Genomic DNA, 26,573 nt, shown 5'->3' with positions numbered 1-26,573 from the left:
TAGGCAGCCCCCATGGCCACCGAAAACGCTGAAATCCTGGAACGGCTGGGACGTCGCTACGACGCCGGCTTCATTACCGACATCGAATCCGACTCGTTCCTGCCCGGCTTGAACGAAGACGTCGTGCGCGCCCTGTCCGTCAAGAAAGACGAGCCGGAGTGGATGACCGAGTGGCGCCTGGCCGCCTACCGGCACTGGCTGAAGATGCCGATGCCGCACTGGGCCAAGCTCAACATCGCGCCGATCGATTTCCAGGCGCTGAGCTACTACTCCGCGCCCAAGGGTCCCAAGTACGCCTCGCTGGACGACGTGCCCAAGGAACTGCTGGACACCTACGACAAGCTCGGCGTGCCGCTGCACGAGCGCGCCAAGCTGGCCGGCGTGGCGGTGGACGCGGTGTTCGACTCGGTCTCGGTCGGCACCACCTTCCGCAAGGAACTGGCCGAGAAGGGCGTGATCTTCTGCTCGATGTCCGAGGCGATCAAGGAACATCCGGAAATCGTCAAGCAGTACCTGGGCAGCGTGGTGCCGGTCGGCGACAACTACTTCGCCGCGCTCAATTCGGCGGTGTTCTCCGACGGCAGCTTCGTGTTCATTCCCAAGGGCGTGCGCTGCCCGATGGAACTGAGCACCTACTTCCGCATCAACGCCGGCCACACCGGCCAGTTCGAACGCACCTTGATCGTGTGCGAGGACAAGGCCTACGTGTCCTACCTGGAAGGCTGCACCGCGCCGATGCGCGACGAGAACCAGCTGCATGCGGCGGTGGTCGAGCTGGTGGTGCTGGAAGACGCGGAGATCAAGTATTCGACCGTGCAGAACTGGTACCCGGGCGACGAGAACGGCGTCGGCGGCATCTACAACTTCGTGACCAAGCGCGGCGAATGCCGCGGCGCGCGCAGCAAGATCACCTGGACCCAGGTCGAGACCGGTTCGGCGATCACCTGGAAGTATCCCTCCTGCGTGCTGCTCGGCGACGACTCGGTCGGCGAGTTCCACTCGGTGGCGCTGACCCATCACCGCCAGCAGGCCGATACCGGCACCAAGATGATCCACATCGGCAAGCGCACCAAGAGCAAGATCGTCAGCAAGGGCATCAGCGCCGGCCGCGGCCAGAACACCTACCGCGGCCTGGTCAAGGTGGAGCGCAGCGCCGAGGGCGCGCGCAACTACACCCAGTGCGATTCGCTGCTGATCGGCAAGCAGTGCGGCGCGCACACCTTCCCGTACATCGAGGTCAAGCATCCCACCGCCACGGTCGAGCACGAGGCCACCACCTCCAAGATCAGCGACGACCAGCTGTTCTACTGCCGCGCCCGCGGCATCGACCAGGAAAACGCGGTGTCGATGATCGTCGACGGCTTCTGCAAGCAGGTGTTCCGCGAACTGCCGATGGAGTTCGCGGTGGAAGCCAAGAAGCTGCTCGAAGTCTCGCTGGAAGGCTCGGTCGGCTGACGCCCACCGGGCAGGGAATCGGGAATGGAGAATCGGGAATCGGTTCTCTTCCCGATTCTTCCGAGCTGCGGCAACACCTGCTTTTCCCTATTCCCCATTCTCGATTCCCAATTCCCATGCTCAACATCGAAAACCTCCACGCTTCCGTCGCCGGCAAGGACATCCTCAAGGGCCTGTCGCTGCAGGTGCAGCCCGGCCAGGTGCACGCCATCATGGGTCCCAACGGCGCCGGCAAATCCACGCTGGGCAATATCCTCGCCGGCCGCGACGGCTACGAGGTGACCCAGGGCAGCGTGCGCTTCGAAGACCGCGACCTGCTCGAGCTGGAACCGGAAGAACGCGCCGCCGCCGGCGTGTTCCTGGCCTTCCAGTACCCGGTGGAAATCCCCGGGGTCAACAACACCTACTTCCTGCGCGCCGCGCTCAACGCGCAGCGCAAGGCGCGCGGCGAGACCGAACTGGATTCGATGCAGTTCCTGAAGCTGGTGCGGCAGAAGCTCGCCGTGCTGCACCTGAAGGACGAGCTGCTGCACCGCGGCGTCAACGAGGGTTTCTCCGGCGGCGAGAAGAAGCGCAACGAGATCTTCCAGCTGGCGGTGCTGGAGCCGAAGCTGGCGATCCTCGACGAGACCGACAGCGGCCTGGACATCGACGCGCTGAAGACCGTCGCCGAAGGCGTCAACGCGCTGCGTTCGCCCGAGCGCGCGTTCCTGGTCATCACCCACTACCAGCGCCTGCTCGACTACATCAAGCCGGACGTGGTGCACGTGCTGGCCGACGGCCGCATCGTGCAGAGCGGCGGCCCGGAACTGGCGCTGGAACTGGAAGCGCATGGCTACGCATGGTTGAAGGACCGTGTGGCGCCGGAGGCGACGGTCTGATGAGCGCCCTGCTCGACTCCCTGGCGGCCGCCTTCCACGGCGACGGCGCACGCCGCGCGCCGCTGGAACAGGCGCTGCGCGACGGCCTGCCCGGCCCGCGCAGCGAGGCGTGGAAGTACACCTCGCTGCGTGCGCTGGAGCGGCGCAGCTTCAGCCCGGCGCCGAGCGCGGCGCCCGCCGTGGATGCGGCCATCGTCGACGGCATTCCTGCGCCGCGGCTGGTGTTCGTCAACGGCCGCGCCAGCGATGCGCTGTCCGACCTGGCCGGCCTGCCGGCCGGGGTCGAACTGCAGCGCCTGTCCACGATCCTGCGCAGCGGCGACGATGCGATGCGCTTCCTCGGCCGCCGCTTCGAGCGCAGCGACGAAGTGTTCGCCCAGCTCAATGCCGCGCTGGCCGACGAAGGCAGCGTGCTGCGCGTGGATGCCGGCGTGCAGGCCGCGGTGCCGCTGCACCTGGTGTTCGTGTCCACCGCCGGCGCCGGCGACCATGCCTGGCACCATCGCCACTTGATCGAACTGCGCCAGGACGCGGCGCTGTCGCTGGTCGAGCATCACCTGCACCTGGGAGAGGCCGCGCACCTGAGCAACACCCTGGCGCACGTGCACCTGGCCGCCGGCGCGCAGCTGACCCACGCGCGGGTGCAGGCGGACGCGTCCGGCGTCACCGCGCTGCTGCGCACCGATGCGGTGCTGGCGCGCGACGCGCAGTACCGGCGCATCGACCTGGAGCTGGGCGGCGCGCTGTCGCGGCACGAGCTCAACGTGCGCCTGGAAGGCGACAACGCGCGGCTGGTCGCCAACGGCGTGCTGCTCGGCAACGGCCGCCGCCAGATCGACACCCGCCTGGGCATCGAGCACATCGCCCGCGACACCGCCTGCGAACTGCTGTGGCGCGGCGTGGCCGCGGCGCGCAGCCGGGTGGTGTTCCATGGCGGCATCCACATCCGCCAGGGCGCCGACGGCAGCGATGCCAACCTGTCGAACAAGAACCTGCTGCTGTCCGCCGATGCCGAGATCGATACCCAGCCGGTGCTGGTGATCGACGCCGACGAGGTCAAGGCCGCGCACGGCGCCACCGTCGGCCAGCTCGACGCCAATGCGCTGTTCTACCTGCGTTCGCGCGGGCTGCCGCGCGAGCGCGCGCAGCAGCTGCTGACCGCCGCGTTCTGCCGCGAACCGCTGCGCGTGCTGGATGCATCGCTGAGCGAATTCCTGGTCGCGCGCCTGGACCAGGCGCTGGCCGCCGCGGGCGTGGCATGAGCAGCGTCGCCCCGCACAAGACCGCGCCGGACCAGGCGCCGGACTGGGACAAGGTCCGCAGCGATTTCCCGCTGCTGATGCGACAGGTGCACGGCAAGCCGCTGATCTATTTCGACAACGCCAACACCGGGCAGAAGCCGCTGCAGGTGATCGCGGCGCTGGACGAGTTCTACCGGCGCTACAACGCCAACGTCAGCCGCGCGGTGCACGCGCTGGGCACCGAGGCCACCGACGCCTACGAGGGCGCGCGCAACAAGCTGGCGCGCTTCCTCAACGTGTGCGCCGACGAGCTGGTGCTGTGCAGCGGCACCACCTTCGCGATCAACCTGGTGGCCTATTCGTGGGCGCTGCCGCGGCTCAAGGCCGGCGACAGCATCCTGGTGTCGCGGATGGAGCACCACGCCAACATCGTGCCGTGGCAACTGGTCGCGCAGCGTACCGGCGCCACCATCAAGGTCGCCGAGATCACCGCCGACGGCGCGCTGGACCTGGACGCGCTGCGCAAGGCGATGACCCCGGACGTGAAGCTGCTGGCGCTGACCCACGTGTCCAACGTACTGGGCACGGTCAATCCGGTGCGCGAGATCTGTCGCGAGGCGCGCAAGCGCGGCATCGTCAGCGTCATCGACGGCTCGCAGGCCGCGCCGCACCGCGCGCTGGACGTTGCCGCGATCGGCTGCGACTTCTACGCCATCACCGGGCACAAGATGTGCGGCCCGACCGGCACCGGCGCACTGTGGGCGCGGCGCGAGCATCTGCAGGCGATGCCGCCGTTCATCGGCGGCGGCGAGATGATCAAGGAAGTCAGCTTCGACGGCACCGTGTTCAACGATCCGCCGCACAAGTTCGAAGCCGGCACCCCCAACATCGCCGGCTTCGTCGGCCTGGGCGCGGCGGTGGACTACCTGGGCGCGCTGGGCCTGCAGCACGTGGAAGCGCGCGAGACCGAACTGCTGGCGCATTTCACCGAGGAACTGCAGAAGATCGACGGCCTGCGCATCTTCGGCACCGCGCCGGGCAAGGCCGCGGTGGTGTCGTTCTTGGTCGAGGGCGCGCACGCCCACGACCTGGCCACGCTGCTGGACCTGGAAGGCGTGGCGGTGCGCTCCGGCCAGCACTGCGCGCACCCGCTGCTGCAGTTCTACGGCGTCGCCGCCACCTGCCGCGCCTCGCTGGCGTTCTACAACACCCACGCCGAGATCGAGCGCTTCGTGGCGGCGTTGCTGAAGGTGCGCAAGCTGTTGAGGTAGGCAGGGAATCGGGAGTGGGGAATCGAGAATCGGCAAAGCGCTCAGCGCGCGGGCTACGCCCGGCCAACGCAGTGAGCGCACGCCTCCCGATTCTCCATTCCCCATTCCCAGCTCCAAAGCCTAAAATCGGCCCATGCACACCCTCACCTTCCGCACCGCCACCGTCGCCGATCTCGACGCCATCGCCGCCCTGGTCACCTCGGCCTATCGCGGCGACAGCAGCCGCATCGGCTGGACCACCGAGGCCGACCTGCTCGACGGCAACCGCATCGACCGCGAGGTGCTGCGCGCCGACATCCTGCGCCCGCGCAGCCTGGTGCTGCTGGCCGAGCGCGACGGCGACCTGATCGCCTGCGCGCACATCGCCGACGACGACGGCGCCGGCTATTTCGGCATGTTCTCGGTGCAGCCGCAGGCGCAGGGCGGCGGCCTGGGCAAGACCGTGCTGGCCGAGGCCGAACGCATCGCCTGGCAGGAATGGCAGCTGCCGGTGATGCGGATGGCGGTGATCGACGTGCGCGACGAACTGATCGCCTTCTACGAGCGCCGCGGCTACCGCCGCACCGGGATCAAGAAACCCTTCCCCTACGGCGACGCACGCTTCGGCGCACCCAAGCGCGACGACCTGCGCTTCGAAGTGCTGGAAAAGCCGCTGGGCGGCGCCGCATGAGCGAGACCTGGACCTTCGTCTGCGCCGACGGCGCGCTGGCGCCGGGCGAGACCGCGACGGTGTGGGACGAAGTCACCGCCACCCCGATCGTGGTGTTCAACCTCGACGGCACCTTCTACGCGTTGGAGGACCGCTGCAGCCACGAGGACTACGAGTTGTCCCCCGGCACCTTCGATGCCGCCGCCGGCAGCATCGAATGCCTGCTGCACGGTGCCCGTTTCGACATCCGCGACGGCCGTCCGTTGTGCGCACCGGCCTACAGTCCGGTGCCCAAGTTCCCGGTGAAGTCCGAACACGGCGGACTGTGGACCCGCGACGACCGCGACTGAGCGCGCCGCCGCGCTCGCCCCCGAAAATCTTTATCTTTCAAATATCTACAGCGGAACAAGCTGCTTGCGCGGCGATCCCCGGAGCAGCGCCACCGGCCGCCATGTAACGCAATGTAACGAAAGCTATTGCAAATAATTCGCATTTGCGCGGAAATAGATGTGATGTCCGCGTTAAGCGGCCAGCGGCAGCCGGTCCATCCGGCCACCCTCCGACCTTTCGCACGCGCTTCCCTGTCCTTGCGGACACGGCGGCAGCGTGCGCGGCGGACCGCCCTTCCATCCTGCATAGCCGAACCTTCCATGACCTCCCCGATCAAGAGCCGCAAGCACGCCGTTTCCCGCCAGATCTCCGCGCAGACCCTCACCGCCGCCGCACTGCTGAGCGGCCTGAGCCTGCTGTCCTCTCCGGCGCTGGCCGCCGATGCCGCGGCTGCCGACCAGCCCACCACCCTGGACAAGGTCGACGTGGAAGCGCAGCGCGCCAAGCGCTACCTGGTGGAAACCCCGGACTCGCCCAAGTTCACCCAGCCGCTGATCGACACCCCGCAGACGATCAACGTGATCAGCAAGGACCTGTTCAACGAACAGGGCGCCACCACGCTGACCGAGGCGCTGCGCAACAGCCCGGGCGTGGGCACCTTCTACGTCGGCGAGAACGGCAACACCACCACCGGCGATGCGATCTACATGCGCGGCTTCGACAGCTCCAGCAGCATCTTCGTCGACGGCGTGCGCGACCTGGGCTCGATCTCGCGCGATGTGTTCAACATCGAGCAGATCGAGGTCGAGAAGGGCCCGGCCGGCACCGACAACGGCCGCAGCGCGCCGACCGGCGCGATCAACCTGGTGACCAAGCAGGCGAACCTGACCGATGCGGTCAGCGGCACGCTGTCCGGCGGCAGCGACAACCAGCGCCGCGTCACCGCGGACTGGAACCAGGCGCTGGGCGCCAGCAGCGCGCTGCGGGTCAACGTCATGGGCCAGGACAGCGATGCGATCGGCCGCGACCACGTCAACAACAAGCGCTGGGGCCTGGCCTCGTCGCTGGTGTTCGGTCTCGGCAGCGACACCCGCTACTACTTCGACCTGCTGTACGTGAAGCAGGACAACGTGCCCGACGGCGGCGTGCCGACCTTCGGCCTGCCCGGCTACACCTCGCCCGATCCCGCGCGTCCCTGGCTGACCAACGCCCCGCGCGTGGACAGCGAGAACTTCTACGGCACCCGCTACGACCACGACGACGTGACCGCGAAGATGGCGACCTTCCGCTTCGAGCACGACTTCTCCGACACGGTCAAGCTGACCAACACCGCGCGCTGGGGCCGCAACGAACAGGACTACCTGCTGTTCGCGTTCATGCCCAACACCGCCAACCTGCGCACGCCGAACCCCGCCGACACCTCGACCTGGACGGTGGCGCGCAGCCTGCCCACGTTCAAGGACCAGCAGTACACCATCCTCACCGACCAGCTGAACCTGCGCGTGGACTTCGCCACCGGCGCGGTGCAGCACAACCTCAGCACCGGCGTGGAAGCCGCGCGCGAGGAGCTGCAGAGCTGGGGCCACAACATCGTCAACCGCGCCGCCTGGCTGGCGGCCAACCCGGCCAACGTCTACGCCCCGGACTGGAACACCACGCCGCTGTTCACCGCGCGCAACGGCGCGCACAGCAAGGGCACCACCACCACGTTCTCGGCCTACGCCTTCGACACGCTGAAGTTCGGCGACAGCTTCCTGGTCACCGCCGGCGTGCGCGCCGACCGCTACAAGACCGACTTCAACAGCCTGACCTGCACCACCGCCACCTCCACCGCCGTGCCCTGCACCACCGCGGTCGGCGTGGACGCGGACGTGTCCGATACGCTGTTCAGCTGGAAGCTCGGCGCGGTCTACAAGGCGGCCGACAACATCAGCCTGTACGCCAACTACGCGATCTCGCAGCAGCCTCCCGGCGGCAGCTCGCTGGAACTGAGCGCGTCGGCCAACAACGCCAACAATCCGAGCTTCGACCCGCAGAAGGCCAAGACCGCCGAAGTCGGCACCAAGTGGAACTTCCTGGACGACAACCTGTTCGTGACCATGGCGCTGTTCCGCACCGACGTCAGCAACGAGATCGCGCAGGGCAGCGACGGGCTGTACTACCAGACCGGCGAGAAGCAGGTGCAGGGCGTGGAACTGTCGGCGGTCGGCAAGCTCAGCGACAACTGGTCGATCTCCACCGGCTACACCAAGCTCGACGCGCAGGTGAAGCAAGGCGCCAAGGTGTCGCAGGACGGCAGCATGGACCTGGCCTACACCCCAGACAGCGCGTTCACCGCGTGGACCACCTACACCCTGCCGTTCGGCCTGACCGTCGGCGGCGGCGCCCGCTACTCCGGCGAGATGAAGCGCGGCACCGACGGCGCGGTGGGCACGCCGACCCTGGTGAAGTCGTATACGGTATGGGACGCGGTCGTGACCTACCCGATCAACGACCACTTCAACCTGCGCCTGAACGTGTACAACGTGTTCGACAAGGACTACGTCGCGGCCATCAACAAGAGCGGCTTCCGCTACACGCCCGGCGCGCCGCGCTCGGCGATGCTGAGCGCCGAAATCAAGTTCTGACCGCCGCTTCGTCCATCCATGCGCAGCGGCCGCCTTCGCTCGAAGGCGGCCGCTGCCGGAGCGCCCCATGCTGCTGCACATCCCCGATATCCTCAGCGCCGACGAAGTGGCGCGCTTCCGCCAGGCGCTCGACGGCGCAGACTGGACCGACGGCCGCGAGACGGTCGGCGCGCAGGGCGCGCAGGTCAAGCGCAACCTGCAACTGCCCGACGCCTCGCCGCTCAAGCACGAACTCGGCCAGGCGGTGCTCAACGCGCTGGCGCGCAGCCCGCTGTATTTCGCCGCCGCGCTGCCGCTGCGCACGATCCCGCCGCGCTTCAACCGTTACGAGGGGGGCGGCGAGTACGGTTTCCACGTCGATGGTTCGGTGATGACCCTGGCCGCCAGCGCCACGCAGCCGGCGCTGACTCTGCGCACCGATCTGTCCTGCACCCTGTTCCTGTGCGAACCGGAGGAGTACGACGGCGGCGAACTGGTCATCAGCGACACCTACGGCGAGCACGAGGTGAAGCTGCCGGCCGGCGACCTGATCCTGTATCCGTCCAGCAGCCTGCACCGTGTGCTGCCGGTGACCCGCGGCGCGCGCGTGGCGGCGTTCTTCTGGGTGCAGAGCCTGGTGCGCGACGCCAGCCGGCGGCAATTGCTGTTCGAACTGGACACCTCGATCCAGGCGCTGACCGCAACCAAGGCCGACGCCGCGGCGCTGCTGCGGCTGAGCAACGTCTACCACAACCTGTTGCGCGACTGGTCCGAGACCTGACCCGGGCGGTCAACCGGGACGGCGCCGCTGCGTTTGAGGTGTAGCCCGACCATTGCCGGGCCGCATCTGCGGCGGCAGCACCGCCGCAATTGCGACTAATTCTCATTTATGTAGAATGCATCCCGCCCTACTTCGATTCGACCGCCGCGTTGTCCGACTCTTCCTCTCCCGATCTGGCCACGGCGCAGCAGCGCCGCGGTTTCTGGCTGCGCACGCTGCACCAGTGGCACTGGATCAGCTCGGCGCTGTGCCTGATCGGCATGCTGGTGTTCGCCGCTACCGGGCTGACCCTCAACCACGCCGCGCGCATCGAGGCCAAGCCGCAGGTGCTCAATCGCACGACGCAGCTGCCGGCCACGTTGCTGCAGCGGCTCGGCGCCCATGCCGATGGCGACGCGCCGCTGCCGCGGCCGGTGTCGGCCTGGCTGGAACGCGAACTGGCGCTGAGCCTGGGCCGGCAACCGGCCGAGTGGTCGGCCGACGAGGTGTACCTGGCGCTGCCCGGTCCCGGCCGCGATGCCTGGCTGAGCATCGACCGCAGCAGCGGCGCGGTCGAGTACGAACGCACCGACCGCGGCTGGATCTCCTATTTCAACGACCTGCACAAGGGCCGCAATGCCGGCCCGGCGTGGGGCTGGTTCATCGACCTGTTCGCGGTGGCCTGCCTGGTGTTCTGCATCACCGGCCTGTTCCTGCTGCAGCTGCATGCGCGGCAGCGGCGCTTGACCTGGCCGCTGGTCGGGCTGGGCCTGCTGATTCCGCTGCTGATCGCACTGCTGCTGATCCACTGATCCGATCCACCTCTTTCACCCCATGGAGCCTCGCATGCGCGTCACCCTGACCATCGCCCTGAGCGGCCTGCTGTCGATGCCCGCGTATGCGGCCACGCTGGAACTGGACGTGGAGATTCCCAAGCTCAACGTCGCCGAATACCACCGCCCCTATGTCGCGATCTGGGTGGAAGGCGCCGACCAGCAGGTCGCGCGCAACCTGGCGGTCTGGTACCAGTCCAAGGACACCGCCGAAGGCCACGGCACCAAGTGGCTGCCGGACCTGCGCCAGTGGTGGCGGCGCAGCGGGCGCACGCTGCAGATGCCGGTGGACGGCGTCAGCGGCCCGACCCGCCCGGCCGGCAAGCACGCGCTGGCGTTCACCGACGCGCAGCAGCTCAAGGGCCTGGCGCCGGGCCAGTACACGCTGGTGGTCGAGGCGGTCCGCGAAGTCGGCGGCCGCGAGCTGCTGAAGATCCCGTTCGCGTGGCCGGCCAAGGCCGGCGCAACCGGCAGCGCGCAAGGCAGCAGCGAACTGGGCGCGGTGCGCCTGAGCGTCAAGCCGTGATTCCCTCTTTCGTCGCAAGGAGCAAGTCCATGAAGCGTTCTTTCGTGCTGGCATTGGCCATCGCCGCAGTGCTGCCGTTCTCCGCCCTCGCCCACAAGGCCTGGCTGCAACCCTCGCAGACCGTGCTGGCCGGCGAGCGGCCGTGGATCACCGTCGATGCGGCGGTGTCCAACGACCTGTTCTACTTCAACCACGTGCCGCTGCGCCTGGATACCCTGGCCATCACCGCGCCCGACGGCAGCGCGGTGCAGCCGCAGAATCCGGCCACCGGCAAGTACCGCAGCGTGTTCGACGTGGAACTGCTGCAGACCGGCACCTACCGCCTGGCCCTGGTCAACGACGGCCTGTTCGCCAACTGGAACGAGAACGGCCAGCGCAAGCGCTGGCGCGGCAACGCCGCCAGCTTCGCCAGCGAAGTGCCGAAGGACGCGAAGGACCTGCAGGTGTCGCAATCGCTGGGCCGGGTGGAAACCTTCGTCACCAACGGTGCGCCCAACCAGACCGCGCTCAAGCCCAGCGGCCGCGGCCTGGAACTGGTGCCGGTGACCCATCCCAACGACCTGTTCGCCGGCGAGAAGGCCACCTTCAGGCTGCAGATCGACGGCAAGCCGGCGCCGGGGCTGGAGGTGGAGATCGTGCGCGGCGGCACCCGCTACCGAAACGCGCAGGACGAACAGAAGTTGACCACCGACGCGCAGGGCAGCTTCAGCGTGACCTGGCCGGAAGCGGGCATGTACTGGCTGGAAACCACCAGCGAGGACAGCAAGACCTCGCTGCCGCAGGCCAAGCAGCGCCGGCTCAGCTACGTGGCGACGCTGGAAGTGCTGCCGCAGTGACCGCGACAGCGCACCTGCCCTGCGCGTGGCGGCACGGCGCGGCATGAACACGCCGCTCGCGCCCCAGGCCGACGCCGAGACCGAGATCGCCACGCTTGGCGGCCAGAGCATGGGCACGACCTGGAGCGCGAAGCTGGTGCTGCGCCGCCGTCGCGACCTGCATCCGCTGCACGCGGCGATCCAGGCGCAGCTCGACCAGGTGGTCGCGCAGATGAGCACCTGGGAGGCGGACTCGGACATCGGCCGCTACAACCGCGCCCCCGCCGGCAGCGTGCACGTGCTGCCCGCGGCGTTCGCCGAGGTGCTGCGCTGCGCATTGGACATCGCGCGGCGTAGCGACGGCGCGTTCGATCCCACCATCGGCGCGGTGCTGGGCCTGTGGGGGTTCGGCGCCGACGCCAGCCGCCAGCGCGTGCCCGATGCGGATGCGTTGCGCCAGGCGCGCGCTGCTGGCGACTGGCGGCAACTCGTGCTGGACGAGAGCGGCGCCGGGTTGCGCCAGCCGGGCGGCCTGCGCCTGGATCTTTCGGCGATCGCCAAGGGCTACGGGGTGGATCTGGCGGTGCGCGCACTGCAGGCGCAGGGCGTGGCCAGCGCACTGGTCGAGGTCGGCGGCGAACTCTACGGCTACGGCCGCAAGCCGGATGGTCAGCCATGGCGGGTGCTGGTGGAATCGGCGCCGGACGAAGACGCGCAGGCGCCGACGCCGCCGCGGGTGCTGGCGCTGGACGGCCGCGCGGTCGCCACCTCGGGCGATCGCTGGCACCGCTTCGAACAGGACGGCCAGCGCTACAGCCATACCCTGGATCCGCGCAGCGGCAGGCCGATCGCGGCGACGCTGGCGGCGGTCAGCGTGGTCGCCACGGATGCGATGCAGGCCGATGCCTGGGCCACCGCGCTGAGCGTGCTCGGCGCCGACGCCGGCCTGGCCTGCGCCGAACGCGAACGGCTGGCGGCACGCTTCCTGCTGCGCGATGGCGAACGCGTGCAGGAGCGGCTCAGCAGCGCCTTCGCCGCGCTGCTCGACGCATGACCCGGCCGCGGCCGCAACGCAACTGGAATGCCGTCGGGCACGTGGCGACGTTCGCGTTGCTGGGCGCGATCGGCTATGCGCTGCTGCGGCTGCACCCGCAACCATGGTGGAACGGTGCGCCATCGCAGCAGCGCATTCTCTACGCGGCGCTGGCAACGGGCAGCTACGCGGCAGCCTGCCTTTGGCTGTGGGGGCGCGGTCGCCGCGGCGCGCGGCGCACCGGCAAGCAGGGCGATGCGCCGCTGCTGCTGGCCTGGGCCAGCCAGACCGGCTTCGCCCAGCAACTGGCGCTGCGCAGTGCCGCGGCCTTGCGCGCGGCGGGCCAGGCGGTACGCGTGCTGCCCTTGCAGAACGTCACCGCGGCCGACCTGGCCGGCGCAACGCAGGCGCTGTTCGTGGTCAGCACCAGCGGCGAAGGCGATCCGCCCGACCACGCGCTGCCGTTCCTGCGCAAGACGATGGCGCAGTCGCCGGCCTTGCCGCAGCTGGGCTACGCGCTGCTGGCGCTGGGCGATCGCCGCTACGACCATTTCTGCGCATTCGGCCGCCAGCTCGATGCCTGGCTGCGCCAGCACGGCGCGCATCCGCTGTTCGACCGCATCGACGTGGACAACGCCGACGACGCCGCACTGCGCCACTGGCAGCAATTGCTCGGCCAGCTCGCCGGCGGCAGCGAGCAACCCGACTGGAGTCCGCCGGCCTACCAGCGCTGGCAGTTGCAGCAGCGGCGCCTGTGCAATCCCGGCAGCGCCGGCGGCGCGGTGTTCGAACTGGCGCTGCTGCCTGCCGACGGCGCCCTGCCTGCGTGGCAGGCCGGCGACCTGGTCGAGATCGGCCCGTGTCATGGCGACAGCGTGGTGCAGGCCTGGCTGCAGGCCAGCGGCGTGGACGGCACGGCGACGCTGCAGCGCCCCGGCCAGGCGCCGACGACGCTGGCCGCGCTGCTGGCGCGCAGCCACCTGCCGGAGCCGGAGCAGCTCGCCGGCACCGCGCCCGCCGCCGTGGCCGCGCACCTGCAACCGCTGCCGCACCGCGAATACTCGATCGCCTCGATGCCCAGCGACGGCGCGCTGCGCCTGTTGCTGCGCCGCGCGCTGCACGCGGACGGCACGCCCGGCCTGGGCAGCGGCTGGCTATGCGACACCGCGCCGATCGGTGCCGAGATCGCGTTGCGGCTGCGCCCGAATCCGCACTTCCATCCGCCGGCCGATCCGGCGCGGCCGCTGATCCTGATCGGCAACGGCACCGGCCTCGCCGGGCTGCGCGCGCACCTGCGCGCGCGCATCGACGCCGGCGCGCCCCGTACCTGGCTGCTGTACGGCGAACGCCATGCCGCGCACGACGACCATTACGGCGAAGAACTGCGCACCTGGCTGGCGCACGGCGCGCTGCAGCGGCTGGATGCGGTGTTCTCGCGCGACGCCGGCGCGCACCGCTACGTGCAGGATGCGCTGCGCGCGGCCGCAGCGGACCTGCGCGACTGGGTCGCGCAAGGCGCGGCGATCTACGTCTGCGGCAGCCTGCGCGGCATGGCCCCGGGCGTGGACGCGGTGCTGGAGGAGGTGCTGGGGCGGCTGGGCAAGGAAACCCTGCTGCTGGAAGGGCGCTATCGGCGCGACGTGTACTGAGGCCAGCGCTTGCGCCGGCGTCGGGGCAATGCGATCCAGGCGTGGCCATGTGCGATAGCGGTCTGCGCAACCTGCCGGTGCCGCTTGCCATGTCGGCACTGCCCCTGACCGATTCGATCAGCAGCCTGACGCAACGCTCCACAGGACCTGCGGTGCGCGCGCCGATCACGCCGTTGCGTCTGGCCATCGCGGTGGGTACGACGCCGCTCGGTGCGCCCCATCGTCGGCTGGGTCGTCGACGCATTCGGTCCACGCCGGACACTGGGCATCGGTGCGGCCGCGAGCTTCGCCGCGGCAATGGTCGCGCTCACCTACTTGGTAAAGCACCGTCACCTGCACCTACGCTTCGACGGTTGGAGTCCGCGCTTCACCAAGTAAGTGCGATGGTTCGCCACGCGCGCGTCATCCCACTACCGACAATGGGACGACGCGATCTCGCAGACTTCTTTCCCCGCCCGATGCATGACACGCGCGAAAGCCCGCGCGGCGGCGGCGGCAAGGCGTGCCGGCGTATGATCGCGTGCGCAACGCCAGCACCTTCCGCAATGAAAATCTCCGTCGCCTGTTTGCCCGAACAACCCAGCATTGCCCAGTCCTGCGAGCTCATCGCGCGCGCGCCATTGAGTGACTGGATGCCGGTACTGGACCGGCTTCGACAAGCGTTTCGATTGCCGGGCGATCGCTGGACGCGGATCCCCGAGGGCGCCAATGCCTTGTTCCAGCTTGGCGACGAGGTGATCGTCAAATTGGTGCCGCCCAACTGGCGCCAGCAAGGCGAAAAGGAGCGCCTCGTCGCACCGTTGCTGGACGGCACATTGTCGCTGCAGACGCCGCGTCTCCTTGGCGGCGGCGTGGTCGACAATTGGGTGTTCGTGATCTGCAGCCGACTGCCGGGCTCCTCGCTGGCCGATGTCTGGCCGGCCCTGGAGGTCGGCCAGAAGCGTTCGATCATGCTGCAAGTGGGAACGCTGCTGCGCGAGCTGCGCAGCGTCGCGTTCGAGGCCGACATCGCGATCCGGGTAGAGTGGCGCCACTACATCGCCACGCTGATCTCCGATTGCCTCGCGCGGCATCGGCGCAATGCGATGCCCGCGCATCTGGCGGCACAGGTCCTGCCCTACATCGAGGCGGCGGGCGATTTTTCGCCACCCGCGCAGCCGCGCTTCATTCACATGGACATCCATCCCTGGAATTTGATGGCGCACCACATCCAGGGGAAATGGACCCTCAGTGGGCTGCTCGATTTCGGCGACGCGATCGTCGGCCAGTGCGATCTGTTCGAGTTGCTGACGCCACTGATCTTCATGGCGCAAGGCGACCCGACTCTGGTGAAGGCGCTGCTCGATGCCTATGGCCTGCTCGACGGCTACGATGCGCCAACCCTGCGCCGCCGGCTCATGGCCACCGCCTTGATCAGGCCCGATTCCGACATCGGCTTTTGCATGCAGCAGGTTCCGATCAGCGGACCGCGCGACACCTGGGAACAGATCGCCTTGCAGCTGTTCCCGTTGTGAGCCGGGACCGGCGCTGAACTGCGCGAGCGCGTCGTCGGCCGATCGCCTGCGATGCACGTTGCCGGACACGGCGCCGGCGCAGCACGCCAGCGCCGTGCGCTGGCCGAGGCACAGGCCGAACGTGACCTGTCGCGGGAAACGCGGAAGCGGCCGTACGCCATCGCTCCATTGGGCGCCGATGCACATGAAGCACGATCATGCGAGCCAGGTCGGCAATGCCGGCGAGTGCGCGCTTACCGCCGTCCGCAGGCGTGCCCCGAAACATGCGGGATGCGCAATGCGCGCGCCGATGCCGTGCGAATCGCCTGGATGATCCCTACGCTGCGTCGGCACCGGACTTGCCGTGCGCCAGCGGCGCACGACGCGGCGGCCGGTCCGCCACGAGGGCGGACCGCCGCGGTCAGGCGGCGACGGAGAACGAACTCGATGCGCTGGCGGCGCCGCCGAAGCTGCGGTATTGGTTCGATGCCAGCTGGGCCAGCAAGGCATAGGCATCCTGCGCGCTGCTGTCGCTGCTTGAACTGGAGGCGCTGGAACTGCCGGTACCGGCGCTGGCGGCATCGCTGCCCTCCCCCCCTCGCGGCGGCGGCGGTCCCATCGGACGCGTGCCTTCCTTCAGCTCCTGCAGGCTGATCCCCCCATCCTGGTCGCTGTCGAGCGTGGCGAACAGATCGCTGCTGTCGCTGCCCTGGCTCGCTGCGCTCAACTCCTCGCTGCTGATGGTGCCGTCGCCATCGGTGTCCAGGCTGTTGAGCAGCGATTCGGCGTCCACCTTGTCGCCACCGCCATCGCTACGCGGCGGCGGCGGCTGCAAGGCCTGGGCGAACTCGCTTTCGCTGACGGTGCCGCCGCCATCCTGGTCGAGCATGCCAAGCAAGCCATCGATATCGATGCTGGAATCGGTGTCGCTGTCGCTGGACTTCAACGCCGTGCTCAGCTCGGAACTGCTGAGGCTGCCGTCGCCGTCGCTGTCGATGCTCTTGAACAATTGCTGGAGCGGATTCTGCTTTTCGGCCTGCGTCGTCTGCGCTAGCGCACTGCTGGCCGTGCTGGTGCGGCTGACGGCATAGGCCGAACTGCCACTGCTGATGCTGCTGATCATGTTGACCCCCTGTGGTCATGAAGTGCAGTCGTGGAATGCAGCCATCGCTGCGGTCATGGCTGCGCCGACGCGGCAACCCGACGCAGGCAGTGTCGATGCAGGGTTTGTCAGCCAGATATCGGCTTTGTATCGATATTGAAACACGCGATAAACATCACATTGCAGCCGCGACCGACGATGCGATGCGGCGCGCGGCATCCGCTGGTCGAACACGTGCCGCGCGCGCGCCGGCAGTCTCATCGCGCCGGCCGCATGGGCGCGGCCATGCGCGGCACCGCGAGCGGTACCGGCAGCTGATACGCGGATCGGCGATGCCCGGCGTGCAGGCACGACTGAAGCGATCTCCATGCCGCCTGCAACGCGGCACGGGATCAGCGTGCGGCAGGCATCCCCAACCGGTGCGGCTCGAACAGATAGCCCTTGCCGCGCACGGTGCGGATCCATTGCGGCACCAGCGGGTCGTCGCCCAGCTTCTGCCGCAGCCGCGAGACCTGCAGATCGATGCCGCGACCGCCCTGGGGAACGCTGCCGTCGCTGTCGCCGATCGCCGCCCGCAGGTCTTCGCGACTGAGCACGTTGCCAGGCTGCTCGAGGAACACCGCCATCAAGCGCAATTCGCTGGGCGACAACGGGATCGCGCGCCCATCCGGCGCCACCGCCTGGTGCCGGTAGGCATCGACCTGCCACGCGCCGTCCTGCGCCGGCGCTGGCGGCGGCGCCGCACGGGTACGCCGCAACACCGCGTTGAGCCGCGCCACCAGTTCGCGCAGGTCCAGCGGCCGGCTCAAATAGTCGTCCGCGCCCAGATCCAGGCCGATCACCCGATCCACCGGCTCCGCCTGGTCGGCCATCATCACGATCGCGATGCCGCCGCGGTCGCGCAGCTGCCGACACAGGTTCAGCCCTTCGCCGCCGCCGAGGCCGGCATTGAGCAGCACCGCGTCGTAGCGATCGGCCGCCAGCTGCGCATACAGCTGCACGCCGTTTTCGGCATCGTGGGTCTGCAAGTTGAAACGGGCCAGATAATCGCGAATCCGGTCGCGCAAGGCCGCGTCGTCGTCCACTACCAATACTTTCGCCAACCACCTGCTGTTATCCGAGGCCACCTGTTCGTTCCGGTCCACGGCTCCGGGATAGCCGCGTTCGCGCATTGGACGCGGTCGGCGGCAACCCCGCAAGAGCCACGCGCGTGGCGCAGGAAGCTCAGTCGGCGTGCGTCGCCAGCGGCTCGATGCAGATCGCCAGCAGCTCGCCGCCACCGCTCAAAGCGAAGCGCTGCCTGGTGTTGGCGGCCAACCAGGCGCTGTCGCCGGCGGCCAGCGGCGGCAATCCGCAGCCCTCATCGAACTGCGCCTGCCCTGCCAGAAGATGAACGACCCAACGAATTCCAGGTTCGGCGAAGAACAGCATCGGCCCGACCAGCGGCCGATGCAGCAGTTGCGTGCGCAGGCGGTCGCGACGCCACATCAGGTTGAAGTCGTGGGTGGGGCCGTCGAGCAGTTCGCCGCGCAGCGGCCGCTCGCCGGCGAAGCGCAGCCGCGCATACGGCGGCTCGAGCAGGTGCACCGCGCCGTCGTCGAAGCGCAGGCGCAGGCCGGCGCCGCGCAGCAGCACCAGTTCCCGATCGATGCCGGGAAAACTGGAAAAGGCCGCGTCCTGCTCGATCTCGGCGATCGACAGGCGCAGCAGCCAGTCGTCGCTGTCCGCTTGCGGCAGGCGCAGGATCTCCCGCGTCCAACCCAGTCCGTTACGCCAGCGCTCGCGGCGGTAGTCGTTGGCGGGGATCACCCGCGAAGGCATGTTGCACCAGTCCATCGGCGCATTCTGCACGATCCGGCGGCGCTGCCGGAGGCAGCGACATCGGCAGGCATCTGCGGTTTCCCGCGCCTACCCCCCAGCCGTCGGCAAGTACGAACGGCGTCGGCGAGCGCCAGCCAGCGGTCTTGCGAGAATCGCGACGGGCCATCGCCCGTTCGGCGACGTCGGCGGGTCTCGCCGGCGCAGGCGCATCGGCGCGCCGCTCTGGCAGCCACCGACAGCAGGAGTACCGGATCGCGGCGAGCAGACCGGCGCGAAGCGCCCGACAAAAAACCTTCGCCCATAAAAAACGTCGCCCGGCTGCACGTCATTGTGCAACACCGGGCGACGATGTACGTCCTTGTCGGCTTCCTGCCTCCCCCGCTGAGCGTCCTGCTCAGCGAGGTCGCGACCGCGCGTCCTGCGCCAGCCGTATCCTCTGTCCTTTCAAATCCCTTGAATGCCTTTAAATCCGTTTAATCCTTAAATCCGTTTAACGCCTTTCCACCGGCTTGGCGGCTGCCGTCTTGGCTACCGTCGGCGTGGTCGCCTTCGTGGCTCCCACTTCGATCCGGTCGTGGTTCCGTTCGACCGTCTTGAGTCCGATTCCCTTCACCTGCGTCAGGTCCTCGACGCTTTTAAAGGGGCCGTGTGCCTGTCTGTAGTCGACGATCGCCTGTGCCTTGGAGGCACCCACGTTCAACAACACCCGGTCGATTTCCGCTGCACTAGCGGAGTTGATGTTGACCTTGTCCGCGGCGAGCGCGGAACCGGTCAGCAGCAACGCCAGGACCAGAGACTTCAGGACCACGATAAAAGACTGCATGGCAACACTCCTTGTGACTTGGATGGGGACTTCACCGGCCTCTCCTGCCGGTGTCGAAAGCATCCCTCGCCACATGGGTACAGCCTATCGCCAACGCCCTTTCCAAACAGCAGGTAAACGGCGCGTCAACGTGTAGGAAAAACCCTACACGGCGGTCGCGGCGTAGAATGTGCGTCACTTTCTTTTGCAACAAAGCTGGAGTGCTCCATGGACAGTGCCAAGATCGACCGTTTCCTGAGCGAGAAGTGGGACGACGACATCATCCCGCAACTGGTCGATTACATCCGCATCCCCAACAAATCGCCGATGTTCGACGCCGATTGGGTCGCCAATGGCTACATGGACGATGCGGTGCGGCTGATGGAGCGCTGGGCGCGCGCGCAGGCCATCCCTGGCCTGGCGGTGGAGGTGGTGCAGTTGGAAGGGCGCACGCCGCTGATCTATCTGGAAGTGCCGGCCACCGGCGCGGAGACCGGCGCGGACACGGTGCTGCTGTACGGGCACCTGGACAAGCAGCCGGAGATGACGGGCTGGGACGACGACCTGGGTCCGTGGACGCCGGTGCTCAAGGGCGACCGCCTGTACGGCCGCGGCGGCGCCGACGACGGCTATGCGCTGTTCGGTTCGCTGGCCGCGATCCTGGCGCTGCAGGACCAGGGCATCCCGCATGCGCGCTGCGTGATCCTGATCGAGGCCTGCGAGGAATCGGGCAGCTACGACCTGCCCGCCTACGTCGACCACCTGGCCGAACGCATCGGCAAGCCGTCGCTGGTGGTGTGCCTGGATTCGGGCTGCGGCAACTACGAGCAGCTGTGGTGCACGACCTCGCTGCGCGGCCTGGCCGGCGGCAACTTCAGCGTCAAGGTGCTCAGCGAAGGCGTGCATTCGGGCGATGCGTCCGGCGTGGTGCCGTCCAGTTTCCGCGTGCTGCGCGACCTGCTGTCGCGGCTGGAGGACGAGGCCACCGGCAAGATCAAGATCGAGGGCCTGTATTCGGAGATTCCGGAAGAACGCCTGGCGCAGGCGCGCAAGGTCGCCGAGGTGCTCGGCGACGAGGTCTACAGCAAGTTCCCGTTCCTGCCGGGGATGACCCCGATGGACGAGGACCTGACCGAACTGGTGCTCAACCGCACCTGGCGCCCCGCCTTGTCGGTGACCGGTGCCGACGGCCTGCCGCCGCTGGCCTCGGCCGGCAACGTGCTGCGCCCGCAGACCGCGGTGAAGCTGTCGCTGCGCCTGCCGCCGACGCTGGACGGCAAGCGCGCCGGCGAGTTGCTGAAGGACGTGTTGCTGCGCGACCCGCCGTACGGTGCCGAGGTGTCGCTGGCGCTGGAGAAGTCATCCTCGGGCTGGAACGCGCCGGCGCAGTCGCCGTGGCTGACCGACGCGATCGAGGCCGCCTCGCAGGCGGCGTTCGGCAAGCCGGCGATGTACATGGGCGAAGGCGGCTCGATCCCGTTCATGGGCATGCTCGGCGAGAAGTTCCCCGGCGCGCAGTTCATGATCACCGGCGTGCTCGGCCCGCATTCCAACGCGCACGGGCCCAACGAGTTCCTGCACATCCCGATGGGCAAGCGGGTCACCGCCTGCGTGTCGAGGGTGATCGCCGAGCACCATGCGGCCAGCGTGCGCGGCGAGACCACCGGCAGCGCCGCGGTGGCCGGCGGCGAGCAGCACGGCGGGCACGGCTGCTGCTGAGGGTGCGGCGGCCGTCGGCGACGACGGCCGCCATGCTGCGGGCGCGGCCAGACCCGGTGCATCGCTGCAGCGCCTGCGTGAGCCGCGCCTGCACGGCCGCTTAAAGGGCGTCGCCCGCCACTGCGCCATGTACGCCGCGTGGCGGCCGAATCTGGCACGATCCGCTTCACTTCCACGTTTCGGTACGCTCCCATGCACAACCTGTTCGGCAGCGACAGTTGGCTGTACGTCATCCTGGTCGGCTTCGTGGTCGGCCTGTTGGCGCGCTTCCTGGGTCCGAGCGGCGGCCGCTCCGGCTGCCTGTTCACCGTCTTGCTCGGCATCGCCGGCGCGCTGGTGGCCGGCTGGTTTGGCCACTACATGGGCTGGTACAGCCGCGGCGAGCCGGCCGGCTTCCTCGGTGCGCTGCTCGGCGCCATCGCCCTGCTCGCGCTGCTGCGGCTGTTCCTCGGCAAGCGCTAGGCCGCACCGCGGCGCCGGCACGGCTCGCCATGCCGACGCCGCACGTTTACGCTGTGCGGCCAATGTCCGCCGCAGCGTACCGATGAGTTCCAGCACCGATCTTCCCGACGCGCCGGACCTGCGCGCAGCACAACGTCAACACTGGGCGCGCACCGCATTGGGCGATACGCAGGCGACGCTGCAGCGCGCGTCGATCGACGCCGGCTGGCGCAGCTACTGGCGCAGCCACGGCGCAGGCGCCAGCCGCGTGCTGATGGATTCGCCGCCCGGCCTGGAGGACGTGCGTCCGTGGTTGCGCATGCATGCGCTACTGCAGCAAGGCGGCGTGCGCGTGCCGGCGATCCTGGCGCAGGACGCGGAGGCCGGCTTCCTGCTGCTGGAAGATCTGGGCGGGCCGACCCTGGCGCAGACGCTGGACGCTGCCTCGGCCGATGCCCACTTCGATGCCGCGCTCGGGCAACTGCTGCGGCTGCAGGCGATCGCGCCGCCGCCGGAACTGGGCGTGTTCGGCGAGGCGCTGCTGCAGCGCGACGCGGGCTTGTTCGACGAGTGGTTCCTGCGTCGGCACCTGGGCCTGGACCTGGACTGCGCCGAAATCGACGCGCTCGAACTGGTGCAGCGCCGCTTGATGGACAACGCGCTGGCGCAGCCGCGGGTGCTGGTGCACCGCGACTTCATGCCGCGCAACCTGATGCCGGTGGCCGACGGCCCCGCGGTACTGGATTTCCAGGACTGCGTGCTCGGCCCGGTCGCCTACGATCCGGTCAGCCTGTTCAAGGACACCACGGTGAGCTGGCCGCTGGCGCGGGTCGATGGCTGGCTGGCGCGCTACCACGCGCGCGCGCTGCAGGCCGGGATCGCGCTGCCGCCGCTGGCCCAGTTCCTGCGCGATGCGGACTGGATGGGCGTGCAGCGGCACCTGAAGAACCTGGGCATCTTCGCGCGGCTGAACTACCGCGACGGCAAGGCCTGGTACCTGGACAACGTGCCGCGCTTCATCGGCTACCTCGACGAGGTGTTGCCGCGCCACCCCGCCCTGCAGCCGCTGGCGCAGTTGCTGGAGACGCGGATCAAGCCGGCGCTGGCGCAGCGCGCGGCGGCTGGAGCATGAAGGCGCTGGTCTTCGCCGCCGGCTTCGGCGAACGCATGCGGCCGCTGACCGAACGCACGCCCAAACCGCTGCTGAGCGTGGGCGGCACGCCGTTGATCGTGTGGCACCTGCGCAAGCTGGCTGCGCTGGGCGTGCGCGACGTGGTGATCAACACCTCGTGGCTGGCCGAGCAGTTCCCGCAGGCGCTCGGCGACGGCAGCGCGTTCGGCCTGCGCATCGCCTATTCCTACGAAGGCGCCACGCCGCTGGAGACCGGCGGCGGCATGCTGCACGCGTTGCCGCTGCTCGGGCCGGCGCCGTTCCTGCTGGTCAACGGCGACATCTGGACCGATTTCGATTTCGCGCAGCTGGCGCCGGAGCCGGCCGGGCTGGCGCAGCTGGTGCTGGTCGATCCGCCGGCCTATGCGGCGCACGGCGATTTCGCGCTGCATGCCGACGCCACGCTGCGCAGCGACGGCGCGCCGCTGCTGACCTACGCCGGCGTGGGCGTCTATCGGCCGGAGCTGCTGCGCGATTGGCAGGCGGCGTTCGCTACGCCGATTGCCGACCACGGCACGCCGCCTCGATTCGCCTTGGCGCCGATCCTGCGTGCGCACATGCGCGACGGCGCCATCCATGGCCTGCACCATCGCGGCCGCTGGACCGACGTCGGCACGCCGCAGCGGTTGGCAGCGTTGGATGGAGAGCTGGGAATCGGGAATGGGGAATCGGGAATGGGGAAAAGCTGAGGTTCCCGCGGGGTTGCCCGCGTCACGCTGGCGCGCAGCCACCTCCAAGAACGTCGATTCCGAGAACGGCACGCCAGGGCACGGCCGATGAAATGCGAACGCGTGCGTCGAATTCTTGGGAGATCGGGGATACCGTGCATCGCCCAAGCAGGAAAAATCGCTCACCGAGTTCGCAGCACGGCTTCCGGTTGCGGAGTGTCAGCTTTTCCCCATTCCCGATTCCCCACTCCCCATTCCCAGCCTGCGCAAGAACGGCACCGTGACCCGCCGCTGCGCCGCCAGCGATTCGCGGTCCAGCCGCTCCAGCAACGCGACCAGGCCGGCCAGGTCGCGGCCGGCATGGGTCAGCAGCCAGTCGATCGCCGCATCCTCCAGCACCAGCCCGCGGCGTTGCGCGCGCTCGCGCAGCACCGCGGCGCGGCCGGCGTCGTCCAGCGGCGACAGCGCGATGCGCGTGCATTGCGCCAGCCGCGAGCGCAGGTCGGGCAGATTCAGCGCCAGCCCGTCGGGCATCGCCTGCGCGGTGTACAACAGGGTGCCCCCCGCGCTGCGCGCGCGGTTATGGAAATCGAACAGCGCCACTTCGTCCTCGCGCTGCCCGGCGATCGCCTCCAGCCCGTCCAGCGCGACCACGTCGCGGCCTTCCAGCGCTTCCAGCGCGTCGCGCAGGCGCCCGGACGCGGCCTGCAGCGGCAGGTAGGCGGCGCTGCGCCCGGCCTGCTCGGCCGCCGCGCACAGCGCCAGCGCCAGATGGGTCTTGCCGGTGCCGGCGGGACCGGACAGGTAGATCCAGTCCACGTCGCGGCCGTCGGCGACGGCCTGCAATTGCGCCAGCAGGCCGGCCGGGGCGCCGACATAGCGGTCGAAGCGCTGCTCCGGCGGATAGCGCAACGCCAACGGCAGCTGCGGCACGCTCACGGCTGGTCGGGGCTACGCGGCGGCAGTTCGATCAGCGGCGCGCGCTCGGCGCTGCCATCGAGCAGGATCGCCGACTTGTCGCCGGCATACAGCTCGCTCTGCCGGTACTGCTCGTGCAGGTAGTGCAGCAGCACGTTGGCCACCGCCGCCACCGGCAGCGCCAGCAGCATGCCGAGGAAGCCGAACAACTGGCCGCCGGCCATCACCGCGAAGATCACCGCCACCGGGTGCAGGCCGATCTTGTCGCCGACGATGCGCGGGGTCAGCACGTAGCTTTCCAGCAACTGGCCGACGGTGAACACCACGCCGACCAGGATCATCAGCTGCAGGTCGAAACCCTTGGACTGGACCAGCGCCGCCAGGATCGCCAGCAGGATGCCGGTGGTCGCGCCCAGGTACGGGATGAAGCTGATCAGGCCGGCGACGATGCCGATCAGCAGGCCCAGATTGAGCCCGATCAGGCTCAGCCCGCCGGCGTAGATCACCCCCAGCGCCAGCATCACCAGGAACTGGCCGCGGATGAACGCGCCCAGCACGTCGTTGGACTGCCGCGCCAGGCGGCCGACCGTGGCGACGTGGTTGCGCGGGATGGTCGCGGCCACGCGCTCGACCAGGATGTCCCAGTCGCGCAGGAAGTAGAAGGTCAGGATCGGCAGCAGCACCAGGTTCACCACCCAGGTGACCATCGCGAAGCCCGAGCGCGACAGATAGCCGAAGAAGGTCGCGGCGACGCCGCCGGCCTGCTGCCAGTGGCCGCGGATCCATTCGATCAGCCGCTCCGGATCCAGCCAGGCCATCAGCTGCAGCCCGGTCTTCTGCTCGGCCCACGGGATCGCGGTGCCGGTGAACCAGTCGCGCGCCTGCGGCAGCACATCGATGAAGGTGACGATCTGCCGCTCCAGCATCGGCACCAGGATCAGCAGCGCCAGCACCAGCAACAGCAGCATCAGCACGAACACCAGGGTCACCGCCATGTTGCGCGAACGGCCGGCGCGCTCCAGGCGATCGACCAGCGGATCGCCGAGCCAGCCCAGCAGCAGCGCCAGCACGAACGGGGTCAGAATCGGCGCCAGCAGCGCGATCACCCACAGCACGCCCAGGATCACCGCGGCCCATTTCAGGCGGCGCAGGAACTGGGCGATTTCCGCTTCGGGGGACAGCGTCATTTGAGCCGGTACTCCGTGCGCTCGGTATTGAGGATGATCGGACCGCCCTCGACCGGCACCGTCACCGGCTGCAGCGGACTGTCGGCGCCGAGCATGCGGTTCAGCCCGGACACGCCGCTGAGCAGGTCCAGATCCAGTTCCAGGCGGTCGCCGCTGGCCTGGATCGGCACGATGCGCCGCACCACCGAGGTGTTCTGCAGCGCCGCGGACACGCGCAGGTAGTCGTCGGCGCTGCGGATGCCGCTGATCACCACCCGGTACACGCCGGCCGGGCCGGTGCTGGCCGCCTTGGCGTAGCGCTTGACCAGCGCGTCGGCGGCACCGTCGGCGCCGGCGGCCATGGCCCGGCGCGCGTCGGCGTCGCTGACCGACCAGCTGGACAGCGTCTTGCCGCTGTCGACGAACACCCAGTCGGCGGTCCAGCCGCCGGACTTGCTGCGGTACAGCTTGCCGATCAGCTGCATCGGCGGGCTGTAGCGCGACGAGGCGCTGGCCACCGCGGCGGTGTCCTGGCGCCAGATCGCGCCGACCAGCGCCTGCTCGGCGGCGCTGCCGGTGGGCAGGCCGAGCCGGTAGCCGCGCTCGATCGCCCGGTCCAGCACGCTGCGCGCGGCATTGGACTGCTGCACGCCGACCAGGCGCGGGCCGCTGCCGTCGTCGATCGCCAGCCACAGCACCGGCTTGGGCCGCGGCTGCGGCCACAGCGGCAGGCCCAGCGCCGCGGCCAGGCCGTCGACGTCGCTCTGCCGGAAGCGCGCGATCAAGGTGGTACGGAAGGTCGGCGCGCCGCTCGGCGAGGTGCCCTGGTCCTGGCGGTAGTCGTAGCTGTCGACGAAGTTCTTGGCGTTGCGCAGCGCCTGGGTCACCCCCGGGCGCGACATCACCGCGCGGTCGCCGGAGATCTTGCCGAGCACCACGCCCAGCGCGCGCGCCACCGCGCCGTTGCGGTCGGCCTCGCTCTGGCTGTTGACCGGCACCTCGGCGTCGTAGGGGCTCTGCGCGCCGGCGACGTCGCCTTCGGTGCGCAGACCGGCCTGGGCCAGGGCGGCCGCGGCAGGCAGGCACAGCGCGAAAGACAGGAGTAAGGCAAGGCTGCGGCGCATCGAAGGTTCCATTGCTCGGCGTATCCGGGGCGAATTGTTGCCCGAATGCGGTCGTAGCGCCAATGCGGCCTGTTAAAATCGCCGTCTTTCCGCCGACGC

At 69.1% G+C, this 26,573-nt stretch carries 26 protein-coding genes; 18 read left to right on the top strand and 8 right to left on the bottom strand.

Annotation, left to right across the window (positions count from 1 at the left end; translation table 11 throughout):
• Window positions 1-12 precede the first annotated feature (12 nt).
• The 14 genes from sufB (at window position 13) to JR064_RS06540 (ending at window position 15,563) form a co-directional block, all read left to right on the top strand.
• Entirely contained in the window at window positions 13-1,455 is a 1,443-nt protein-coding gene (sufB, locus tag JR064_RS06605) for a Fe-S cluster assembly protein SufB (protein WP_185815763.1), read from the top strand.
• A 116-nt stretch (window positions 1,456-1,571) separates the two neighbouring features.
• The gene (gene sufC, locus JR064_RS06600) at window positions 1,572-2,336 is read left to right on the top strand and encodes a Fe-S cluster assembly ATPase SufC (protein WP_206229187.1); all 765 of its coding nucleotides are present in this window, start codon (window positions 1,572-1,574) and stop codon (window positions 2,334-2,336) included.
• A complete protein-coding gene (gene sufD, locus JR064_RS06595) occupies window positions 2,336-3,598 on the top strand; it encodes a Fe-S cluster assembly protein SufD (protein ID WP_191825728.1) in 1,263 nt (420 codons plus the stop codon). The genes sufC and sufD overlap by 1 nt, the downstream gene beginning before the upstream one ends.
• The gene (locus tag JR064_RS06590; protein WP_206229186.1) at window positions 3,595-4,848 is read left to right on the top strand and encodes a cysteine desulfurase; all 1,254 of its coding nucleotides are present in this window, start codon (window positions 3,595-3,597) and stop codon (window positions 4,846-4,848) included. Before sufD ends, JR064_RS06590 begins: the two co-directional genes overlap by 4 nt.
• Before the next feature lie 133 nt (window positions 4,849-4,981).
• Window positions 4,982-5,518, top strand: a complete 537-nt coding sequence (locus JR064_RS06585; protein WP_053841579.1) for a GNAT family N-acetyltransferase — start codon at window positions 4,982-4,984, stop codon at window positions 5,516-5,518.
• Window positions 5,515-5,847 carry a non-heme iron oxygenase ferredoxin subunit gene (locus tag JR064_RS06580; protein WP_053841580.1) on the top strand — a complete coding sequence of 111 codons (333 nt, stop codon included), beginning with the start codon at window positions 5,515-5,517 and terminating at the stop codon, window positions 5,845-5,847. The genes JR064_RS06585 and JR064_RS06580 overlap by 4 nt, the downstream gene beginning before the upstream one ends.
• Before the next feature lie 300 nt (window positions 5,848-6,147).
• Window positions 6,148-8,454 (top strand): catecholate siderophore receptor Fiu, encoded by a 2,307-nt coding sequence (locus JR064_RS06575; RefSeq protein ID WP_206229185.1) that lies wholly within the window; start codon window positions 6,148-6,150, stop codon window positions 8,452-8,454.
• Between the two features lie 67 nt (window positions 8,455-8,521).
• A complete protein-coding gene (locus JR064_RS06570; protein WP_206229184.1) occupies window positions 8,522-9,214 on the top strand; it encodes a Fe2+-dependent dioxygenase in 693 nt (230 codons plus the stop codon).
• Between the two features lie 149 nt (window positions 9,215-9,363).
• On the top strand, window positions 9,364-10,005 hold the full coding sequence (locus tag JR064_RS06565) for a PepSY-associated TM helix domain-containing protein (RefSeq protein WP_191825730.1): 642 nt from the start codon (window positions 9,364-9,366) through the stop codon (window positions 10,003-10,005).
• Between the two features lie 34 nt (window positions 10,006-10,039).
• Complete coding sequence (locus tag JR064_RS06560) at window positions 10,040-10,552, top strand: DUF2271 domain-containing protein (protein WP_179566188.1); 513 nt, start codon at window positions 10,040-10,042, stop codon at window positions 10,550-10,552.
• Between the two features lie 29 nt (window positions 10,553-10,581).
• Window positions 10,582-11,388, top strand: a complete 807-nt coding sequence (locus JR064_RS06555) for a DUF4198 domain-containing protein (protein ID WP_206229183.1) — start codon at window positions 10,582-10,584, stop codon at window positions 11,386-11,388.
• Between the two features lie 43 nt (window positions 11,389-11,431).
• Window positions 11,432-12,421 carry an FAD:protein FMN transferase gene (locus JR064_RS06550; protein WP_206229182.1) on the top strand — a complete coding sequence of 330 codons (990 nt, stop codon included), beginning with the start codon at window positions 11,432-11,434 and terminating at the stop codon, window positions 12,419-12,421.
• Window positions 12,418-14,049: a sulfite reductase subunit alpha gene (locus JR064_RS06545; protein ID WP_206229181.1), complete on the top strand. Its 1,632-nt coding sequence runs from the start codon at window positions 12,418-12,420 to the stop codon at window positions 14,047-14,049. The genes JR064_RS06550 and JR064_RS06545 overlap by 4 nt, the downstream gene beginning before the upstream one ends.
• A gap of 545 nt (window positions 14,050-14,594) precedes the next feature.
• A complete protein-coding gene (locus JR064_RS06540) occupies window positions 14,595-15,563 on the top strand; it encodes a phosphotransferase family protein (protein WP_206229180.1) in 969 nt (322 codons plus the stop codon).
• Between the two features lie 400 nt (window positions 15,564-15,963).
• Here JR064_RS06540 and xopAW read toward each other — a convergent pair whose 3' ends face one another.
• The 5 genes from xopAW to JR064_RS06515 all read right to left on the bottom strand — a co-directional run bounded on the left by xopAW (window position 15,964) and on the right by JR064_RS06515 (window position 19,363).
• The gene (gene xopAW / locus JR064_RS06535) at window positions 15,964-16,665 is read right to left on the bottom strand and encodes an EF-hand domain-containing protein (RefSeq protein WP_206229179.1); all 702 of its coding nucleotides are present in this window, start codon (window positions 16,663-16,665) and stop codon (window positions 15,964-15,966) included.
• Between the two features lie 15 nt (window positions 16,666-16,680).
• Window positions 16,681-17,013 carry a hypothetical protein gene (locus tag JR064_RS06530; protein WP_206229178.1) on the bottom strand — a complete coding sequence of 111 codons (333 nt, stop codon included), beginning with the start codon at window positions 17,011-17,013 and terminating at the stop codon, window positions 16,681-16,683.
• 23 nt (window positions 17,014-17,036) lie between these two features.
• Window positions 17,037-17,729, bottom strand: a complete 693-nt coding sequence (locus tag JR064_RS06525; RefSeq protein WP_338123871.1) for a response regulator transcription factor — start codon at window positions 17,727-17,729, stop codon at window positions 17,037-17,039.
• Between the two features lie 139 nt (window positions 17,730-17,868).
• A complete protein-coding gene (locus JR064_RS06520; protein ID WP_206229233.1) occupies window positions 17,869-18,465 on the bottom strand; it encodes a HutD/Ves family protein in 597 nt (198 codons plus the stop codon).
• Between the two features lie 490 nt (window positions 18,466-18,955).
• Window positions 18,956-19,363 (bottom strand): ComEA family DNA-binding protein, encoded by a 408-nt coding sequence (locus JR064_RS06515; RefSeq protein WP_179566202.1) that lies wholly within the window; start codon window positions 19,361-19,363, stop codon window positions 18,956-18,958.
• A gap of 132 nt (window positions 19,364-19,495) precedes the next feature.
• On the opposite strand from JR064_RS06515, the gene JR064_RS06510 reads away from it, so the two are divergent.
• The 4 genes from JR064_RS06510 (at window position 19,496) to murU (ending at window position 23,287) form a co-directional block, all read left to right on the top strand.
• Window positions 19,496-20,986 (top strand): M20 family metallopeptidase, encoded by a 1,491-nt coding sequence (locus JR064_RS06510; protein ID WP_206229177.1) that lies wholly within the window; start codon window positions 19,496-19,498, stop codon window positions 20,984-20,986.
• Between the two features lie 192 nt (window positions 20,987-21,178).
• On the top strand, window positions 21,179-21,448 hold the full coding sequence (locus tag JR064_RS06505) for a GlsB/YeaQ/YmgE family stress response membrane protein (RefSeq protein ID WP_039956005.1): 270 nt from the start codon (window positions 21,179-21,181) through the stop codon (window positions 21,446-21,448).
• Between the two features lie 82 nt (window positions 21,449-21,530).
• Window positions 21,531-22,559 (top strand): aminoglycoside phosphotransferase family protein, encoded by a 1,029-nt coding sequence (locus JR064_RS06500; protein WP_206229176.1) that lies wholly within the window; start codon window positions 21,531-21,533, stop codon window positions 22,557-22,559.
• Window positions 22,556-23,287, top strand: coding sequence for an N-acetylmuramate alpha-1-phosphate uridylyltransferase MurU (murU, locus tag JR064_RS06495; RefSeq protein ID WP_206229175.1), 732 nt, complete (start codon window positions 22,556-22,558; stop codon window positions 23,285-23,287). Before JR064_RS06500 ends, murU begins: the two co-directional genes overlap by 4 nt.
• A 198-nt stretch (window positions 23,288-23,485) precedes the next feature.
• Here murU and hda read toward each other — a convergent pair whose 3' ends face one another.
• From hda to JR064_RS06480, 3 genes are read right to left on the bottom strand one after another with little or no spacing between them, the layout of a single operon-like run.
• A complete protein-coding gene (gene hda, locus JR064_RS06490; protein WP_179566212.1) occupies window positions 23,486-24,205 on the bottom strand; it encodes a DnaA regulatory inactivator Hda in 720 nt (239 codons plus the stop codon).
• A complete protein-coding gene (locus tag JR064_RS06485; RefSeq protein ID WP_185822641.1) occupies window positions 24,202-25,371 on the bottom strand; it encodes an AI-2E family transporter in 1,170 nt (389 codons plus the stop codon). The genes hda and JR064_RS06485 overlap by 4 nt, the downstream gene beginning before the upstream one ends.
• Entirely contained in the window at window positions 25,368-26,486 is a 1,119-nt protein-coding gene (locus tag JR064_RS06480; RefSeq protein ID WP_191825740.1) for a DUF2066 domain-containing protein, read from the bottom strand. The genes JR064_RS06485 and JR064_RS06480 overlap by 4 nt, the downstream gene beginning before the upstream one ends.
• Window positions 26,487-26,573: the final 87 nt, after the last annotated feature.

This window comes from Xanthomonas bonasiae (assembly GCF_017163705.1).
Taxonomy (GTDB): Bacteria; Pseudomonadota; Gammaproteobacteria; order Xanthomonadales; family Xanthomonadaceae; genus Xanthomonas_A; species Xanthomonas_A bonasiae.
Note: the sequence above shows the minus strand (reverse complement) of the source record. Positions and strands in the feature narration are given on the sequence as shown.